At 70.2% G+C, this 17,842-nt stretch carries 14 protein-coding genes and 2 pseudogenes; 9 read left to right on the top strand and 7 right to left on the bottom strand.

Annotated features, from left to right (window positions below; all coding sequences use genetic code 11):
- Positions 1-110, bottom strand: a pseudogene (locus OFY01_RS04500) (UTP--glucose-1-phosphate uridylyltransferase); the annotation flags it as partial.
- 94 nt (positions 111-204) lie between these two features.
- Between OFY01_RS04500 and OFY01_RS04505 the strand changes: the two are divergent.
- A complete protein-coding gene (locus tag OFY01_RS04505) occupies positions 205-840 on the top strand; it encodes a 5-formyltetrahydrofolate cyclo-ligase (RefSeq protein ID WP_266596510.1) in 636 nt (211 codons plus the stop codon).
- Positions 841-962: 122 nt separating this feature from the next.
- On the opposite strand, the gene OFY01_RS04510 is transcribed toward OFY01_RS04505, so the two are convergent.
- Positions 963-3,725, bottom strand: a complete 2,763-nt coding sequence (locus OFY01_RS04510; protein ID WP_266596512.1) for a penicillin acylase family protein — start codon at positions 3,723-3,725, stop codon at positions 963-965.
- Between the two features lie 198 nt (positions 3,726-3,923).
- On the opposite strand from OFY01_RS04510, the gene OFY01_RS04515 reads away from it, so the two are divergent.
- The 6 genes from OFY01_RS04515 (at position 3,924) to mscL (ending at position 9,818) form a co-directional block, all read left to right on the top strand.
- Positions 3,924-5,426: a potassium/proton antiporter gene (locus OFY01_RS04515; RefSeq protein WP_407700278.1), complete on the top strand. Its 1,503-nt coding sequence runs from the start codon at positions 3,924-3,926 to the stop codon at positions 5,424-5,426.
- A 303-nt stretch (positions 5,427-5,729) separates the two neighbouring features.
- On the top strand, positions 5,730-7,025 hold the full coding sequence (locus OFY01_RS04520) for an MFS transporter (protein ID WP_266596516.1): 1,296 nt from the start codon (positions 5,730-5,732) through the stop codon (positions 7,023-7,025).
- 69 nt (positions 7,026-7,094) lie between these two features.
- Positions 7,095-7,439: an FmdB family zinc ribbon protein gene (locus OFY01_RS04525; RefSeq protein ID WP_266596518.1), complete on the top strand. Its 345-nt coding sequence runs from the start codon at positions 7,095-7,097 to the stop codon at positions 7,437-7,439.
- An 82-nt stretch (positions 7,440-7,521) separates the two neighbouring features.
- Positions 7,522-8,385 (top strand): S-methyl-5'-thioadenosine phosphorylase, encoded by an 864-nt coding sequence (locus tag OFY01_RS04530; protein ID WP_266596520.1) that lies wholly within the window; start codon positions 7,522-7,524, stop codon positions 8,383-8,385.
- Between the two features lie 566 nt (positions 8,386-8,951).
- A complete protein-coding gene (locus OFY01_RS32360; protein WP_323135474.1) occupies positions 8,952-9,239 on the top strand; it encodes a hypothetical protein in 288 nt (95 codons plus the stop codon).
- Between the two features lie 102 nt (positions 9,240-9,341).
- Positions 9,342-9,818: a large conductance mechanosensitive channel protein MscL gene (gene mscL / locus OFY01_RS04540; RefSeq protein WP_407700277.1), complete on the top strand. Its 477-nt coding sequence runs from the start codon at positions 9,342-9,344 to the stop codon at positions 9,816-9,818.
- A gap of 7 nt (positions 9,819-9,825) precedes the next feature.
- On the opposite strand, the gene OFY01_RS04545 is transcribed toward mscL, so the two are convergent.
- The 5 genes and pseudogenes from OFY01_RS04545 to OFY01_RS04565 form a co-directional block, all read right to left on the bottom strand.
- Positions 9,826-10,038, bottom strand: a complete 213-nt coding sequence (locus OFY01_RS04545) for a hypothetical protein (RefSeq protein WP_266596525.1) — start codon at positions 10,036-10,038, stop codon at positions 9,826-9,828.
- 76 nt (positions 10,039-10,114) lie between these two features.
- The gene (pflA, locus tag OFY01_RS04550) at positions 10,115-10,918 is read right to left on the bottom strand and encodes a pyruvate formate-lyase-activating protein (protein ID WP_266596527.1); all 804 of its coding nucleotides are present in this window, start codon (positions 10,916-10,918) and stop codon (positions 10,115-10,117) included.
- A 96-nt stretch (positions 10,919-11,014) separates the two neighbouring features.
- On the bottom strand, positions 11,015-13,285 hold the full coding sequence (pflB, locus tag OFY01_RS04555) for a formate C-acetyltransferase (protein ID WP_266596528.1): 2,271 nt from the start codon (positions 13,283-13,285) through the stop codon (positions 11,015-11,017).
- A gap of 240 nt (positions 13,286-13,525) precedes the next feature.
- Complete coding sequence (locus OFY01_RS04560; RefSeq protein ID WP_266596529.1) at positions 13,526-14,959, bottom strand: MFS transporter; 1,434 nt, start codon at positions 14,957-14,959, stop codon at positions 13,526-13,528.
- A 127-nt stretch (positions 14,960-15,086) separates the two neighbouring features.
- A pseudogene (locus tag OFY01_RS04565) lies at positions 15,087-15,797 on the bottom strand (nitrite reductase large subunit NirB); the annotation flags it as partial.
- A gap of 343 nt (positions 15,798-16,140) precedes the next feature.
- Here OFY01_RS04565 and OFY01_RS04570 point away from each other — a divergent pair.
- Positions 16,141-17,289, top strand: a complete 1,149-nt coding sequence (locus OFY01_RS04570; protein WP_266596531.1) for a low temperature requirement protein A — start codon at positions 16,141-16,143, stop codon at positions 17,287-17,289.
- A 64-nt stretch (positions 17,290-17,353) separates the two neighbouring features.
- Positions 17,354-17,842 (top strand): P1 family peptidase (locus OFY01_RS04575; protein WP_266596533.1); only part of this gene is annotated, 489 nt, incomplete at its 3' end.

A 17,842-nucleotide genomic window follows, 5' to 3' on the forward strand; every position in this document is an offset into this window, starting at 1 on the left:
ACCACCGGCAGCATCTCCTTCGGAGTCGCCTTCGTCGCCGGCAAGAACCGCGTGCCAAGGCCCGCCGCGGGAATGACAGCCTTGGTGATCCTGGTGTGCGAGTCAGTCATGTCCGTCACCATAACCGGCGCCTTTGGGCGGAATCTGTGGGTCCGCTTTGATGGCGCACAGACGCATCACATAGGAGAGGTTTGTGAACCAGCCATGATCCAGCACACGCGTGAACCGCGCGGCGGCCACCCTGACAAACGCACATTGCGGCGGGAGTTCCTCGCGGTGAGGAACGCGTTGCCGGAAGGTGACGTGCAGGCGATGGCGCGGGCCCTCGCCGAGCGGGCCCTCGAACTGGGCGAGCTGGCCCGCGCGCGGACCGTCGCGGCGTACGTCTCCGTGGGCGGCGAGCCGGGCACGGGACCGCTGCTGGACGCGCTCCGCGCGCGCGGGACGCGGGTCCTGCTGCCGGTGCTTCTGGCCGACAACGACCTGGACTGGGCGGAGTACGACGGGCCCGGCTCGCTCGTCGAGGTGCACCACCCGGGGAAGATCGCCCTGTTGGAACCCGGCGGCGAGCGGCTCGGCGCCGACGCGGTCCTCACGGCCGACGCCGTGCTGCTGCCGGGGCTCGCCGTGGACGGGCGCGGGATGCGGCTCGGGCGGGGCGGGGGCTCGTACGACAGGGTGCTCGCGCGCCTTGAGCGGGCCGGTACGGACCCCGCGCTCGTGGTGCTGCTGCACGACGGCGAGGTCGTGGACCGCGTCCCCGCGGAGGAGCACGACAAGCCCGTGGACGCGGTCGTGACGCCGTCGGGCGTACGCCACTTCGTCGTCGGGGACGCGTAGAGCGCGCCCAGGGACGTGCCGGACGCACAAGGCGTGCAAGGCACGCAAGGCGTACGGGGGTTGGGGCGCCGCACGCGTGCGTGGAGCGCCCCAACCCTTGTACGGCTACGGCCCTCGGGGCCCTACGGCCGCAGGGTCAACGTGTCCGCCGTCGAGTCGTCGACGGCCTTCTTCGAGTAGTGCCACGGCAGCAGATCACCCTTGATCCACTTGCCGGTCTGGTCCGTGTAGTGCGAACTGAAGGTGTGGCCCGACGCCCCCGTCAGGTTGATCCACTTGGACTTGTCCAGGTCGGCCAGGTTGACGACCATCCGCATCGACGGCACCCAGTTCACGCCGTACCCACCGGCCGCGTTCCACCCGGTGGCGTCGACGGCCGCCTCGCCGCCGCCCAGCTTCCACGGGCCGCGGTTGAGCACGTACTGCAGCCAGCCCGGACCCTCGGTGCCGAGCGTCTGGTTCTTCAGCTCCAGCTTGTGCAGGCGGCCCCAGCTCCACGTGTCGATGTCCTTGCCGAGCTTCGCCGTCACGTCCCAGCGGGCGTCCTTCATGGCGCGGGCGAAGAGCTGGTCACGGTTGTGGGTGGCGGCGTCGGTGCGGGTCGCCGGAGCCTTCCACCAGTCGCTGTGCTGGTCGTCGATGATCCTTCGGACCACCTCGAACCAGCGGTCGCCGCCGTCCGGCTGCGCCGAGTCGCCGTCCCGCTCACCGCACTCGCGCACCTTGCGGCCCTCGTCGGCCGGGCCGGTGTCGTCGACGGGCTTGACGTACAGGCACTGCCCCTTGACCCGCAACTCCTTGGGGAGCTTGTTCCCGAAGGCGAGCTTGAGGATGTTGCGCCACACCGAGTTGAAGTACGCGGCGGCGGCGGAGTCCGGGGTCTGGGTGTAGTCCCAGTTCTCCAGGAGCTGCTGCGCCTCGCGGACGTTCTTGTCCTTGATGTCGATCTTGAGCAGCTTGGGCACGAGCAGCTTGGCGATCTCGCTGCTGTTGTCCATCTGCATCATCCGCATGTCGTCGGTGGAGATCTTGCCGCCGTCCTTGATCTTCGACTGGATCAGGTCGGTGATGCGCTGGCTCCGGGTGCCGTAGTCCCAGTCCGTGGTGAGCGTGTACGGGTACCTGTCCGGGTTGATCACGGCCTGGTTGGCGGTGACGATGTAGCCGCGCTTCGGGTTGAACTCGTAGGGCAGCGCCGCCTGCGGGATGTAGTGGCCGGTCCACCGGTACTTCGAGTCCCAGCCCGGCGCCGGCAGCGAACCGTCGTCGCCCTTGGCGCGGATCGGGATGCGGCCGGGCAGCTGGTAGCCGATGTTGCCCTTGGTGTCGGCGTACGTGAGGTTCTGCGAGGGCACCTGGAAGTCCTTGGCGGCCTCGCGGAACTCGCTCCAGTTCGACGCCTTGTCGAACCCGAAAACGGCGTCCATGGTGTTGCCGGGGTCGAGCGCGGTCCAGCGCAGCGCGATGCCGTAGCCGTCGCCGCGGTCGGGGGCCGGGGAGGTCACCGGGGCCTTCTTGCCGACCTTGAGGAGCTCGTCGTCCCGGTCGGACAGCAGCGGACCGTTGTTGGTCTCGCGGACCGTGATGGTCTTGGAGCCGCCCCCGGCGACCTTGATGACCTCCTGGCGCGTCGTGAAGGGCTTGGTCTCGCCGTCGTACTGGTAGCCGTCGTCGCTGATCTTCTCCAGGTAGAGATCGGTGACGTCGACACCCGAGTTGGTCAGGCCCCAGGAGATGTTCTGGTTGTGGCCGATGATCACGCCGGGCATCCCGGCGAACGTGTAGCCCGAGACGTCGTACTGGCACTTGCTGGAGACGGTCGTGCAGTGCAGGCCCATCTGGTACCAGACGGACGGCAGCTGGGGCGCCAGGTGCGGGTCGTTGGCCAGCAGCGGTTTGCCGGTGATCGTGTACCTGCCGGAGACCACCCAGGAGTTCGAGCCGATGCCGTGCCCGTTGGGCCCCAGGCCCGCGGAGGACGGGATCTGGTCCAGGACGTCGGCCAGGCCGCCGAGCTGGCTCTGCAGGTCGCCGGAGGCCGTCGTGCCGCCCGCCAGGCCGGTGCCCGCGGCCGTCCGCGTGGTCGCGCCGGAGGAGCCCGCGGAGCCGTCCTCGTACGTGCCCGTGGCGCTGGAGTAGGCGCCCTCCTGGACGATGGGCTTGTTCCGCTTGTAGGGGTAGGCCGGGTAGAGGTCGGCGATCTGCTTCGCGCTCAGGCGGCTCGTCATCAGGGAGCGGTCGATCTCGTCCTGCATGTTGCCGCGCAGGTCCCAGGCCATCGCCTTGAGCCAGGCCACCGAGTCGACCGGGGTCCACTTCTGCGGCTTGTAGTCGTTCTTGAAGCCGAGCGCGACGTACTCGGCCGAGATCTGCTTGCCGCTCTTGCCCGCCAGGTAGGCGTTGACCCCCTTGGCGTACGCCTGGAGGTACTTCTTGGTCTCCGGCGAGAGCTTGGAGTCGTACTCCTGCTGCGCCACGCGGTGCCAGCCCAGGGTGCGCAGGAATTCATCGGTCTTGACCTGGCTCTTGCCGAACATCTCGGAGAGCCGACCGGAGGTCGTATGGCGGCGCACGTCCATCTCGTAGAAGCGGTCCTGCGCCTGCACGAAGCCCTGCGCCATGAACAGGTCCTCGTCCGAGGAGGCGTAGATCTGCGGGATGCCGTAGCCGTCCCGCTTGACCTGCACGGGCCCGTCGAGCCCGTCGAGCTTGATCGAGCCCGTGGTCTGCGGCAGAGAGGCGCGCACGCTGTCGACGCTCCAGTAGGCGCCGTATCCGATGCCCGCGATGACGGCCAGCACGAGGACGATCACGAGCAGTCGGGCTCGGCGTCCCTTCTTCTTGCCGGACCTGGCGCCGGAAGAGGCGTTCGTAGTGGAGGGCATCGCGATCCTTGCTGTCCTTCGCTAGCGGCTGGCTGGAGCAACCATACGAGCCGCGGGAAGCGGGCCCGGACGCGGAGTCAGAAAGCGTGCGCGAACGGAAGTTCGATGCGATGGTCCGTTCGTCAAGAAAACGTCAACGATTAGGTAAGGTAACGAAGTAACTCCCCCCACGGCGAGCCCCGCGCGAAAGGAACGCCCCTGACTGTCCACCACCTCAACCAGCTCCTGCTCGTCGGCGCACTCGTGCTGCTCGTCGCGGTCGCCGCGGTGCGCGTGTCCTCGCGCAGCGGGCTGCCGAGCCTGCTCCTCTACCTGGGCATCGGCGTCGCCATGGGCCAGGACGGGATCGGCAACATCTCCTTCGACAACGCCGAGCTGACCCAGGTCATCGGCTACGCCGCGCTCGTCGTGATCCTGGCCGAAGGCGGCCTGGGCACGAAGTGGAAGGAGATCAAACCGGCGCTTCCGGCCGCCGCCGCACTGTCGCTCGTAGGAGTCGCGGTCAGCGTCGGGGTGACGGCGGCGGGAGCGCACTACCTGGTGGGCCTCGAATGGCGGCAGTCCCTCATCATCGGCGCGGTCGTCTCCTCCACGGACGCCGCGGCCGTCTTCTCCGTACTGCGCAAGGTTCCGCTCCCCGCGCGCGTGACGGGCGTCCTGGAGGCCGAGTCCGGCTTCAACGACGCCCCGGTCGTCATCCTCGTCGTCGCGTTCTCCACCACGGGCCCCATCGAGCAGTGGTACGTGCTGCTCGGAAAGATAGCCCTGGAACTGGCGATCGGCGCCGCCACCGGGCTCGCGGTCGGCCTGCTCGGCTCCTACGGGCTGCGCCATGTCGCCCTGCCCGCCTCCGGCCTCTACCCGATCGCCGTGATGGCCATCGCCACCGTCGCCTACGCGGCAGGCGCCATGGCCGAGGGCAGCGGCTTCCTCGCCGTCTACCTGGCCGCCATGGTGCTGGGCAACGCCAAGCTGCCGCACTGGCCCGCCACCCGCGGCTTCGCCGAGGGGCTCGGCTGGATCGCCCAGATCGGCATGTTCGTCCTGCTCGGCCTGCTCGTCACACCCCACGAACTGGCCGCCGACTTCGTGCCCGCGCTCCTCATCGGGCTCGTCCTGACCGTCGTCGCGCGCCCCCTGGAGGTCTTCGTGAGCCTCCTGCCCTTCCGCATACCGTGGCAGGAGAAGACCCTCATGTCCTGGGCGGGACTGCGCGGCGCCGTACCCATCATCCTGGCGACCATCCCCATGGTGACCGGCATCGCCGACAGCCAGCGGATCTTCAACATCGTCTTCGTCCTGGTCGTCGTCTACACGCTCGTCCAAGGACCCACGCTGCCGTGGCTGGCCCGCACGCTGCGCCTCGGTGACGCGTCCGAGGCCGCCGACCTGGGCATCGAATCGGCCCCGCTGGAGCGGCTGCGCGGCCATCTGCTCTCCGTCTCCGTCCCGACCGGTTCCCGCATGCACGGCGTGGAGGTCGGCGAGCTGCGGCTGCCCAAGGGTGCCGCCGTCACCCTCGTCGTCCGCGAGGGCACGTCCTTCGTGCCCAGCCCCACCACGGTGCTGCGGCGCGGCGACGAACTCCTGGTCGTCACCACCGACCCCGTGCGCGACGCGGCCGAGGCACGACTGCGGGCCGTCGCCGAGGGCGGCAAGCTGGCCGGCTGGCTGGGCACGGGAGGGTCGGCTGACCGGTAGCATGGCGCGTATCCCGCAGTACCATGGATCCGTAGATCAAACGTCTGCACCTCCATGGATCCGCAGACCGAAGATCCACTGATCCACCGATCCACTGATTCACCGACTCTGCCTGATGTAGAGCCGGCGCGACCGCAAAGCGGCCGCGGTCCCCGTGCAGCGTCGCCTCGCCGACCTGCGTGGCCAGGGCACCTCCCCCGGCGCGGACCGCAGGTATCACTCGGTTCCCGGCGCAAGAGGACGGCTCTCGGCGCTCACCACACCCCAGGTGACGCGCTACCAGGCGGCAGAAAGGCGAGGGCCGTGCCTGCCACGGTCACCGACACCGGCACCACGACCACCACCCGCCCCGGCTACGGACAGCTGCTGCGCACCCGCGGCGCCTGGACGTTCCTGCTCCCCGGCTTCGCGGCACGCCAGCCGTTCGCGATGCTCACCCTGTCCATCGTGCTGCTCGTACAGCACACCACCGGCTCGTACGGGACCGCGGGCGCGGTCTCCGCGACCACCGGCGTCGCCATGGCGTTGTTCGCGCCCTACGGCGGCAAGCTGGCCGACCGCTTCGGGCAGCGGGCCGTCCTGCTGCCCGGCGTCCTCGTGCACGCCGCCGCGGGCCTCGCCCTGACCACGCTCGCGCTGACCGGGGCGCCCGTGTGGACACTGTTCGTGGCCGCCGTGCCCACCGGTGCCTCCACGCCGCAGATCGGCCCCATGGTGCGCGCCCGCTGGGGTGTGAAGCTGCGCGGCACGCCGCTGATGCAGACCGCCGCCGCGTTCGAGTCGGTCACCGACGAGTTCACGTTCGTGCTCGGCCCGCTCCTGGCGACCGCGCTGTGCACCGGCGTGAGCCCGGCCGCCGGCCTGATCGCCGAGGCCACCCTCACTCTCGTCGGCGGCCTGCTGTTCGCCGCCCGGAGGGGCACACAGCCTCCGGTCGGAGCGGCCGCGGCGGCCGACGAGCACGCGCGCGTGGAGCACGCCTCCGCACTCCGGGTGCCCGGCGTCCGCGTCCTGATCGTCACCTTCCTCGGCATCGGCGCCGTCTTCGGCGGCATGCAGGTCTCCCTCGCCGCCTACACGGAGAAGATCGGCGAGCCCGGCCTCAACGGCGTCCTGTACGGGATCTTCGCCGCGGGCAACATGCTCTCCGGCATCGTCTGCGGCGCCGTCGCCTGGAAGGCCGCCCCGCAGCGCCGCCTCCTGTTCGGCTACGCGGCCCTGGCCCTGACCGCCTCCGGGCTGTGGGCGGCGCAGTCCACGCTCGTCCTGGCCGGACTCGGCCTGCTGGTCGGCGTCTGCATCGCGCCGTCCCTGATCACCGGCTACACGCTCGTCGAGAAGATCGTGCCCTCGACGTCGCGTACCGAGGCCTTCACCTGGCTGACCGGCGCCGTCGCGCTGGGGCAGGCGGCCGCCGTGACGGTGGCCGGACAGCTTGAGGACCGCTTCTGGGACGGTGCGGGATTCCTCGTGCCGATGGGCGGCACGGTGCTCGCCCTGGTGGTCATGTTCCTGCTGCGCTCGCGCCTCTCGCCGACACGTCCGGGGCTGACCGTCGCACGTGGTGTCGGTCACCGCTCGCCGGTGACAGTGGACTGATCCCGCGGAATAGGTCACTATGGAGCGTCGTTAGCACTCATTGAGTGAGAGTGCCAGGAGGAAGACACAGTGCCGACTTACCAGTACCAGTGCACCGAGTGCGGCGAGGGCCTCGAGGCGGTGCAGAAGTTCACCGACGACGCCCTGACCGAGTGCCCCAGCTGCCGTGGCCGTCTCAAGAAGGTGTTCTCGGCCGTCGGCATCGTCTTCAAGGGCTCCGGCTTCTACCGCAACGACAGCCGCGGCTCCTCGTCGAGCAGCAGCCTGGCGTCGTCGAAGAAGTCCGCGGACGCGTCGTCGTCCTCCTCGGCCTCGTCGGCCTCGTCGTCTTCGTCGGCCTCGTCGTCCTCCTCGGACTCGAAGTCGTCCGGCGCGTCGGCGTCCTCCGGCTCCACCACGTCGTCCGCCGCCTGAGGCCACCGCGAGACCTTACGAGACCCTGTCACCCTCGGGCGGCGGGGTCTTCGGCGTCGCCGGCTTGGCTACTGTGCTGACCATGGCGACCAAGGTGACCAACCCGCGTACCCTTCCCGAGGCCGAGATCGGCGTGATCGGCGGCTCCGGCTTCTACTCGTTCCTGGACGACGTGACCGAGGTCCAGGTCGACACCCCTTACGGACCACCCAGCGACTCCCTGTTCTTCGGCGAGCTCGCCGGGCGCCGGGTCGCCTTCCTCCCCCGGCACGGCCGTGGCCACCACCTGCCGCCGCACCGCATCAACTACCGCGCCAACCTGTGGGCGCTGCGTTCGGCGGGCGTGCGCCAGGTGCTCGGCCCGTGCGCGGTGGGCGGCCTGCGGCCCGAGTACGGGCCCGGCACCCTCCTGGTGCCCGACCAGTTCGTGGACCGCACGAAGTCGCGTGCGCAGACCTATTTCGACGGGTTGCCGCTGCCGGACGGGAGCGTGCCGAACGTCGTGCACGTCTCCCCCGCCGACCCGTACTGTCCCGCGGGCCGCAAGGCCGCTTTGAAGGCGGCGCGCGGCAAGGACTGGGAGCCGGTGGACGGCGGCACGCTGGTGGTGGTCGAGGGGCCGCGCTTCTCCACCCGCGCCGAGTCGCGCTGGCACGCCGCCATGGGCTGGTCGGTGGTGGGCATGACCGGCCACCCCGAGGCGATCCTCGCCCGTGAACTGGAGCTCTGCTACACCTCGCTGACCCTCGTCACGGATCTGGACGCGGGCGCCGAGGCGGGCGAGGGCGTCTCGCACGAGGAAGTACTCAAGGTGTTCGCGGCCAACGTCGACCGGCTGCGGACCGTGCTGTTCGACGCGGTGGCGCAGCTGCCCGCGAACGAGGACCGGCGGTGCTCGTGCGGGTCGGCGCTCGGGGGACTCGACACGGGGATCGTACTGCCGTGAGCGCGGTGGCGGCCGGATGCCTGAACTACCCGTTCGGGTGAGCGAGTTGTTCACAACCGGCTGGTAGTCCACGGGGCCCGGCGGGCCGCGGGCGGGGCGTGGATCGTGGTCGGTGTGACGGGCCGGTCGCCTGTCGCGCCGGCCACGTTCGTAGGGCACGACGTGTCACGGCACCCCACGCCGACCCTCAGGTGGTGACCGCCATGCCCGCTTCCCCCTCCCCGTGCGCCTCCCCGCCCGTCCGGCCGCCGGTTTCGTCGCCGGTCTCGCCGCCGGTCCTCCCGTGCGCCTCCCCGCCCGTCCCGCCTCCCGCGCCGCTCAGCGTTCCCCCGCGGTCCGAGGTTCCCGCCTTTGCGCCCGTGCGGGTGCGTGGTGGCCGGTGGCGGACCGGCCGGGGACGGTGGCGGGGCCGTCCGGTCGTCGCGGCGGGGCTCGCCGTGGCCGCGGCGGCGCTGGTCGCGGCTGTCCCGTCGTCCGCTCCCGCCGGTCCGGGCCCTGGCCATGCCCGGGCTCAGTCTCCTCCGGGCGGGCGGGCTCCCGGGCGCGCCGCGACGGTGTCGGCGCCGGTGCGGATCGCCGACGCGGGGGCGGTGCGGCTGCTGCGGGCCGGTGACCGGGTCGACGTGGTGGCGGCGCGGGTGGACGGCCGGGCGGGGGCACGGGTGCTTGCCTCGCGGGCGCGGGTGGAATCGGTGCCCGAGGTGTCCGGTGGCGGCGCCGGGGCGGATACCGGAGCCGGTGTGGACGTGGGGCAGGCCGGTGGCGCCCTGGTCGTCCTGGCCGTCGATCACGCCACGGCCGTGCGGCTCGCGGGAGCCGGAGCGGTGTCACGGCTGGCGGTGACGGTCTGGTGATCCGCTCCGCCTCAAGTCCCCCGATCGAGGGACCGAATTGGACAGTTATGGCCCGTGTTGACGTAGGTTGCGAAGTCGTTTCCTCCGCGACTCGCGGTTCAAATGAAGAGAGGGCTCCTGGTGAGCGACGAGAAGAAGCCGAATGTGTGGGAGGGCTTCAAAGCCTTCTTGATGCGCGGCAATGTGATCGATCTGGCGGTCGCGGTGGTCATCGGCGCCGCGTTCACCAACATCGTGAACTCGGTGGTGAAGGGGGTCATCGACCCGCTCGTCGGCGCGTTCGGCACGCAGAACCTGGACGGCTACACGTCCTGTTTCAAGGGTCCGTGCGTCGACGGCCAGGGCATCGAGATCCTCTGGGGCTCCGTCCTCAGCGCCACGCTGTCGTTCCTCATCGTGGCGGCCATCGTGTACTTCCTGCTGGTGCTGCCGATGTCGAAGCACCTGTCCAGGAAGGCGGACCAGGAGGCGGCGCGCGCAGGCACCCAGGAGGTCATCGAGGTCTCCGAGCTGGAGGTTCTCAAGGAGATCCGCGACGCGCTCGTCGCGCAGCGCGGCTTGGGTCACACCGAGCCGTAGCCGCTCGTCACAGGTGGTGGGGCGGCTTCTCGTCGAGGAAGCGGGCGAGGTCGGCGGCGCCGCCGTCGCCCGTCGTCGGGCGCTCGCCCCACCCGCGGTCCGTGTCGTCGGCGGACTGGGCCGTCAGCGGGTCGTCGAAGACCAGGGAGGTCTCGGGGTCGCGGGGCCGGGGCTCGGGCCTCTCGGCGCCGGAGGGCTCGGGGGCCGGGGCGGTGCTCATGGCTCAAGGGTACGTCGCCGGGAAGGAGCGGCCCGGGTCCGCGCGGGGCCCGGGGGCCGGGGGGACCCGGCGGGGGTCAGACGGCCTGGAGGCCGTGCCCCGAGAAGATCGCCTTGGCGGCGGCCACCTGCTCGCGCGTGGGCGAGGGGGTGTCGTGCAGAGTGAAGGGCTTGCCGAGCGCCTGCCATTTGGCCTCGCCGAGCTTGTGGAAGGGCAGCACGTCGACCCGGGAGACGTTGCCGAGCGAGCCCGCGAAGGCGGCGACGCCCTCGATGTTGGCGGGGTCGTCGGTCAGGCCGGGGACGAGCACGAAGCGTACCCAGACGTTCTTGCCGAGATCGGCGAGCCGGTGTGCGAAGTCGAGGGTGGGCCGCAGCGGGCGGCCGGTGACCTTCTGGTAGGTGTCGCGGTCCCAGGACTTGATGTCGAGCAGCACGAGGTCGACGTCGCGCAGCAGCGCGTCGGTCGCCCGCGCGCCCAGGAAGCCGGAGGTGTCCAGGGCGGTGTGCAGGCCCAGTTCGTGCTTGAAGCGGTTGAGGAGCTCACCGGCGAAGACGGGCTGCAGGAGCGGCTCACCGCCGCTGATGGTGGCGCCGCCGCCCGCGGCCTCGATGAACCGGGTGTACTTGGCGGCCTCCGCGACGACGGTGTCGGCCGGGGTGCGCTTGCCGTTGCGCATCCGCCATGTGTCGGGGTTGTGGCAGTACAGGCAGGTGAGCGGGCAGCCGGAGAGGAACGTCACGAAGCGTGTGCCCGGCCCGTCGACACCGGTCGACAGGTCCCAGGAGTGCACCGATCCCTCGGTGGGGCGGTGGGTCGCGGCGGCGGCCGGGGTGGCGGCCTCGTTCGCGCACAGGTTCCGGGTGAGCAGCACGGACATGGCAGGGCTCCTCGAAGGACGAGGTGTGGACGGGGGGTTCGCGGCGCCCGGGGCCGGGGTGAGGGCCCTGCCCCGGGTCCGCGGCTCAGGAGGGGCTCACAGGGAGCCGTGGAAGGTGCGGTTGATGACGTCGAGCTGCTGCTCGCGCGTGAGGCGGACGAAGTTCACCGCGTATCCGGAGACCCGGATGGTCAGCTGCGGGTAGTTCTCCGGGTGTTCCATGGCGTCCTCGAGCGTCGCCTTGTCGAGGACGTTGACGTTCATGTGGAATCCGTCGCTGGCCATGAAGCCGTCGAGCACTCCGGAGAGGTTGCCGATCCGCTCCTCGGGAGTGCGTCCCAGGGCGTCCGGGGTGATCGTGTTGGTCAGCGAGATGCCGTCCTCGGCATCGTCGTAGGGAAGCTTGGCGACCGAGAGCGCGGAGGCGATGTAGCCGTGCTCGTCGCGCCCGTTCATCGGGTTGGCGCCGGGGGCGAACGGGGTGCCGGCGCGGCGGCCGTCCGGGGTGTTGCCGGTCTTCTTGCCGTAGACGACGTTCGAGGTGATCGTCAGGACGGACTGGGTGTGGACCGCGTTCCGGTAGGTGGGGTGCCTGCGGACCTTCTCCATGAAGTCGTGGACGATCTGCCGGGCGAAATGGTCGGCCCGGTCGTCGTTGTTGCCGTAGGCCGGGTAGTCGCCCTCGATCTCGTAGTCGACGGCGAGGCCCGTCTCGTCACGGATCACCTTGACCTTCGCGTGCTTGATCGCCGAGAGCGAGTCGGCGGCGACCGAGAGCCCCGCGATGCCGCATGCCATGGTGCGCAGGATCTCCTGGTCGTGCAGGGCCATCTCGATGCGCTCGTAGGCGTACTTGTCGTGCATGTAGTGGATGACGTTGAGCGCGTGCACGTACGTCTTGGCGAGCCAGCCGAGCATGGCGTCGTACCGCTCGGCGACGGTGTCGTAGTCGAGGTAGTCGCCCTCGACGGGCTCGAAGCCCTCGACGACGACCTTGCCGGACTTCTCGTCGCGGCCGCCGTTGATCGCGTACAGGAGCGCCTTGGCAACGTTGACGCGGGCTCCGAAGAACTGCATCTGCTTGCCGACAGCCATCGCGGAGACGCAGCAGGCGATGGCGGTGTCGTCGCCGTACTTGGGGCGCATCAGCTCGTCGGACTCGAACTGGATGGCCGAGGTGTCGATGGCGACCTGGGAGGCGAAGTCCTTGAATCCCCTGGGGAGTTCACGCGACCAGAAGACGGTCAGGTTCGGCTCGGGGGCCGGTCCGAGGTTGTAGAGCGTCTGCAGGGCGCGGAAGGTGGTGCGCGAGACGAGCGGGCGGCCGTCGGTTCCGATGCCGGCCATCGACCAGGTGACCCAGGTCGGGTCGCCGGAGTAGAGCTCGTTGTACTCGGGGGTGCGCAGGAAGCGGACGATGCGGAGCTTGATGACGAAGTCGTCGATGTACTCCTGGGCCTGCTCCTCGGTGATGAGGCCGGATTCGATGTCGCGTTGCAGGTAGATGTCGAGGAAGTTGTCGATGCGGCCGATCGACATGGCCGCGCCGTTCTGCTCCTTCACGGCGGCGAGGTAGGCGAAGTACAGCCACTGGACGGCCTCGCGGCCGGTGGTGGCCGGGCCGGAGATGTCGTAGCCGTACGACATGGCCATGTCCTTGAGTTCGCCCAGCGCCTTGATCTGCTCGGAGATCTCCTCGCGGGCTCGGATGACGTCCTCGCTGGGCCACTCGGCGTTGAACTTCTCCTTGTCGGCCCGCTTGGCCGCGATGAGACGGTCGACGCCGTAGAGGGCGACGCGGCGGTAGTCGCCGATGATGCGGCCGCGTCCGTAGGCGTCGGGCAGGCCGGTGATGATGCCGGAGGAGCGGCAGGCGCGGATCTCGGGGGTGTAGGCGTCGAAGACCCCGTCGTTGTGGGTCTTGCGCAGGTGGGTGTAGATCTCGCGGACCTCGGGGTCGGCCTCGTAGCCGTAGGCGGCGAGGGCGCCTTCCACCATGCGCCAGCCGCCGTTGGGCATGATCGCGCGCTTGAGCGGGGCGTCGGTCTGCAGGCCGACGATGAGGTCCTTGTGGTCCCTGGCGTCGCCGTCGACGTAGCCGGGCCCGAAGGCGTCGATCCGCGACGGGGTCGTGACGTCGACGTCGTGGACGCCGCGCTCGATCTCCGTCGGGAACATGGCGAGCAGCCGCTCCCACACGGCGGTGGTCCGCTCGGTCGGCCCGGCGAGGAAGGAGCCGTCCCCCTCGTAGGGGGTGTAGTTCTGCTGGACGAAGTCGCGGACGTCGATCGCGTCCCGCCACAGGCCGCCCCTGAAGCCGTTCCATGCCTCGCCGTGCGTCGTCTTTTCCGCGGGAGTGGCAGTCATCTGCGGCACCTTCCCCATCTGTTCGACCGGTTCGTTGCTACGTATTCATTGGACTCCCGCCGCGGCGGCCCGGGGGCCCGCAATAGTCCTGAGTTCGGGACCTTAGGACCTTCTTCCGGGCCACCCGCAGCGGGGATTACCGCTCTGACCTGGCGTTTCCTCCGGGACTTTCGCCCCAAGTTCGCTTGTGAACGCATTCACAAGAATTTCGCCAAAAGTCCGGGTTGCGCATCGCGAGCGTCAGCTCGGCGACTCGGCGCCCTTGCGGGCGTAGTACCACCAGCAGACGACGACGCACGTCGCGTAGAAGCCGACGAAGCACCACAGGGCGCTGGTCACCGCGAAGTTGGCGAACATCGCCGGGATGAAGAAGAAGCCGTACGCGGCGATCGCCGAGGTGAAGCCGGTGACGGCGCCGGACTCCATCTCCGACTGCTTCAGCGCCTTCGTGTACTCGGGCGTGCCCTCGGTCAGGCCCTTCAGATGCTGGTTGCGGAAGATCGCGGGGATCTGGCGGAAGGTGGAGCCGTTGCCGATGCCGCTGAAGAAGAACGCCAGGTAGAAGCAGGCGAGGAAGCCCCAGAAGTTGCCGTCGTCGCCGCCGGACGGAAGGAAGCCGATCACACCGACGATCGAACCCGCCATACCGACGAACGAGATGATGGTGACGCGGGCGCCGCCCCACTTGTCGGCGATCCAGCCGCCGCCCCAGCGGGCGAGGGCGCCGACGGCGGGGCCGATCCAGGCGTAGGTGGCCCCCGAGTACGCGGCGTCGATCGGGGTGAACGTCGTCTTGATGAGCATCGGCAGGGCCGCGGCGAAACCGATGAACGAACCGAAGGTGCCGACATACAGCCAGGTCATCAACCAGTTGTGCTTGCGCCTGAAGATGATCTTCTGCTGCTTGAACGGGGTGGAGGCGACCTTGAGGTCGTTCTGGCCGAACCACGCTGTCGCGGCCAGGACCACCAGCACCGGGACCCACAGGAACGCGGCGTTCTGCAGGTAGACCGGGGTGCCGTCGCCCTTGTGCTGGGCGGAGCCGATGGCGATGACCGAGCTGGTGATGACGATCGGGGTGAGGAGCTGGACGACGGAGACGCCGAGGTTGCCCAGGCCGCCGTTGACGCCGGTGGCGCTGCCCTTCTCCCGCTTGGGGAAGAAGAAGCCGATGTTGGCCAGCGAGGAGGCGAAGTTGGCGCCGCCGATGCCGCAGAGCGCGGCGATGGCGATCATCACGCCGTACGGGGTACCGGTGTTCTGGACGGCGAAGCCGAGCCAGATCAGCGGGGCCACCAGGACCAGCGTGGACAGCGCGGTGAAGCGGCGCTGACCGATGCGCGGGCCGAGGAAGGTGTAGAGGATCCGGGCGGTGCCACCGGTGATGCCGGGGACCGCGGTCAGCCAGAACAGCTGCGAGGTGCTGTACGAGAAGCCGACGTCCGTCAGATTCGTCGCGGTGACGCTCCACACCTGCCAGACCACGAAGGCGACGAGGAGCGCGGGCACGGCGATCCACAGGTTGCGGGTCGCGACCCGCTTGCCGACGGACTTCCAGAAGAGGTCGTTCTCGGGTTCCCAGTCGGTGATGGCACGGCCGGGTCGGTACTGCTGAAGGTCGTAGGAGCGCGCGTCGCCTTCGACGGACGTGGCATCCCTGACGGCAGGACTCATGGCGTGTTCCTGGGGGTGAGGAGGGAATTCCTTGCCTCTCCAGGCTCCCGCCCGGGTAAAAGGCGAGTAAGAGGAATTGGTCGCCAGGACAGTGCCCCAAAGGGTCATTGCTCAGGGCGACCAAGGTCCCTTGGCGGCCCGGGCACATGAGGAACCGGTCGGTCAGGCGAGGGAGTTCGTCCCGCGTCAGGTCGGTGGCGAGCAGGTCGGCATGGCGGGGGTTGGTGCCACCGTTGCCGCAGACGCAGAGGTTCCAGCCGCCGGCGGTGGCGATGACCCCGATGTCCTTGCCGCGCGCCTCCGCGCACTCGCGCAGGCACCCGGAGACGCCACCCTTGATCTTGTGCGGGGTGCGCAGGCTCCGGTAGCGCAGCTCCAGGTCGATGGCGAGCCGCACCGCATCACCCTGCCCGAACCGGCAGAACTTGGAGCCGACACAGGACTTCACGGTCCGCAGCGACTTGCCGTACGCCTGCCCGGACTCCAGGCCAACCGCCACCAACCGCCGCCAGATGCCGGGCAGTTCCTCCTTCCTCGCGCCGAACAGGTCGATGCGCTGACCGCCGGTGATCTTCGTGTAGAGGCCGTGGTCGCGGGCGATCTCGCCGATGGCGATGAGCTGTTCAGCGGTGATCTCGCCGCCGGGGACGCGGGGGACGACGGAGTACGTGCCGTCCTTCTGGAGGTTGCCGAGGAACAGCTCGTTGGAGTCCTGCAGTGCCGCTTGTTCGCCCTCCAGGATGTGCGTGAGGCCGAGTTCGGGGGCCAGGGTGCCGAGGATGTCGGCGACGACGGGCTTGCAGACGGCACAGCCGTCGGCCGCGCCCCCGGCGGACCCCGGGCCGCGGTCGTCGCCGCGCACGGGCGGGGGCGGCCTCACCCGATCGGGTGCCCGCGGCACCCGACGGCGCGGCCACCCGTTCCCCGTCGCGGAGAGTGAGGGCCTGTGCTGGACTGGACGCATGACGTCGACGCCTGACACGCCCGGCACACCCGTGCCGGGCGCCCCACACCCACCGCACGACCCTCAGGACCTTCAGGACCTTCAGGACCCTCAGGACCGTCGGAGCTCTCGGGACTCTCATGGCCGGGGCGCATCGCACGACCCGGGCCCCTCGCACGACCCCGAGGATCAGACCGCGGCCGCGCACGGGGCTCCGTCTCGGTCGCCGCTGCGTCGCATGGTCGAGCGGGGGCGGGACGAGGAGCACCGGGTCGCGTCGTCGCTCGAGCTGTTCTTCGACCTGTGTTTCGTCGTGGCGGTCGCGCAGGGCGGCGTGGAGCTCGTGCACGCCGTCGCCGAGGGGCACGCGGGCAGCGGCGTCGTCGACTACGCGCGCGTGTTCTTCGCGATCTGGTGGGCGTGGATGAACTTCACGTGGTTCGCCTCCGCGTACGACAACGACGACGTGCTCTACCGGGTCGTCACGCTCGTGCAGATCGCGGGCGTGCTGGTCCTGGCCGCGGGCGTCTCGCGCTCGTTCCAGCAGGACGACTTCACGTTCGTCTGGCTCGGTTACCTGATCATGCGCGTAGCCATGGCGGCGCACTGGCTGCGCGCGGCGGCGTCCGGCACCGGCGCCGAGCGGCGCGTGGCGCTGCGCTACGCGGGCGGTGTGCTGCTGTGCCAGGTCGGCTGGCTGGCGCTGCTGTTCACCCCGCACGCCGCGCAGAACTGGGTGTTCCTGGCGATGGTCGTCCTGGAGATGAGCGTTCCGGTGTACGCCGAGCGGAACCGGCAGACGGCCTGGCACCCGCACCACATCTCCGAGCGGTACGGCCTGTTCACGATCATCGTGCTCGGCGAGACGATCTCCGCGGCGACGATCGCCGTGAAGTCCGGCGTCGAGGAGAACGACGCGCTCGGCGAGCTGCTGCCGATCGCGACCGGTGGGCTGCTCATCGTGTTCGCCGCCTGGTGGATCTACTTCGCGGTGCCGATCCACGCCCATCTGCGCTCCAACCGCCAGGCTTTCCTGTGGGGTTACGGCCACTACCTGATCTTCGCCTCCGCGGCGGCGATCGGCGCGGGCATCGAGGTCGCCGTCGAGCAGGCGGTCGGCGAGGCGCACATCTCCACGGCGGCGGCGTCGGCGGCCGTGACGATCCCGTCGGCGGTGTTCCTGATGACGGTGTGGGCACTGCACTCGCGGTACTTCAAGGTCGGGGCCGCGCAGCAACTGACCTTGCCGGTGAGCGCGTTGCTGGTGCTCGCCGCGACGTTCGCGGGGCACTGGGCGGTACTCGCGGCGGGCGTCGTGGCGGCGCTCACCGTGGCGGTCGGGGTGACGCTGTCGGCGCGCGGCACGCCGCGGAAGGCCCTGGCCTGACGGAGCGGCCACGCCACGGCTGTCGTACGGCACCCGGCACCAAACCCCGTGGTACGTATGGCACATGACGCCCCGCGAAGAAGCCCGCGACCACGCCCGCGGCCATGCCTCGAATGACGCCCTCACCGATGTCCCCGGCCTGCGTGTCGGTCATGCCACGCGTACCGGCGGCGGGTTTCTGACCGGTACCACGGTCGTGCTCGCGCCGGACGGCGGCGTGATCACCGCGGTCGACGTACGCGGCGGCGGGCCCGGGACCCGGGAGACGGACGCGCTCGACCCGCGGAACCTGGTGCAGCGCATCGAGGCGGTCGTCCTGACGGGCGGCAGCGCGTACGGGCTCGACGCGGCGTCCGGCGTGGTGGCGTGGCTGGAGGAACAGGGCCGCGGCATCCCGGTGGGCGGCCCCGGCCAGGTGGTCCCCGTGGTCCCGGCCGCCTGCGTCTTCGACCTGGGCCGCGGCGGCGACTGGCACGCCCGCCCCGACGCCTCGACGGGCCGCGCCGCCGTGGCGGCCGCCGCCGCGACGGACCCCGGCTCCCCCGTCCAGGAG

Origin of the sequence: Streptomyces beihaiensis, assembly GCF_026274175.1 — a bacterium.
GTDB lineage: Bacteria > Actinomycetota > Actinomycetes > Streptomycetales > Streptomycetaceae > Streptomyces > Streptomyces beihaiensis.

Coding starts and splice junctions, on each gene's coding strand:
- pflA (WP_266596527.1), bottom strand. CDS start 10,918: ATGTCCGTGCTGCTCACCCGGAACCTGTGCGCGAACGAGGCCGCCACC.
- pflB (WP_266596528.1), bottom strand. CDS start 13,285: ATGACTGCCACTCCCGCGGAAAAGACGACGCACGGCGAGGCATGGAAC.
- OFY01_RS04530 (WP_266596520.1), top strand. CDS start 7,522: ATGGCGACCAAGGTGACCAACCCGCGTACCCTTCCCGAGGCCGAGATC.
- OFY01_RS04510 (WP_266596512.1), bottom strand. CDS start 3,725: ATGCCCTCCACTACGAACGCCTCTTCCGGCGCCAGGTCCGGCAAGAAG.
- OFY01_RS04505 (WP_266596510.1), top strand. CDS start 205: ATGATCCAGCACACGCGTGAACCGCGCGGCGGCCACCCTGACAAACGC.
- OFY01_RS04560 (WP_266596529.1), bottom strand. CDS start 14,959: ATGAGTCCTGCCGTCAGGGATGCCACGTCCGTCGAAGGCGACGCGCGC.
- mscL (WP_407700277.1), top strand. CDS start 9,342: ATGAAGAGAGGGCTCCTGGTGAGCGACGAGAAGAAGCCGAATGTGTGG.
- OFY01_RS04545 (WP_266596525.1), bottom strand. CDS start 10,038: ATGAGCACCGCCCCGGCCCCCGAGCCCTCCGGCGCCGAGAGGCCCGAG.
- OFY01_RS04570 (WP_266596531.1), top strand. CDS start 16,141: ATGGTCGAGCGGGGGCGGGACGAGGAGCACCGGGTCGCGTCGTCGCTC.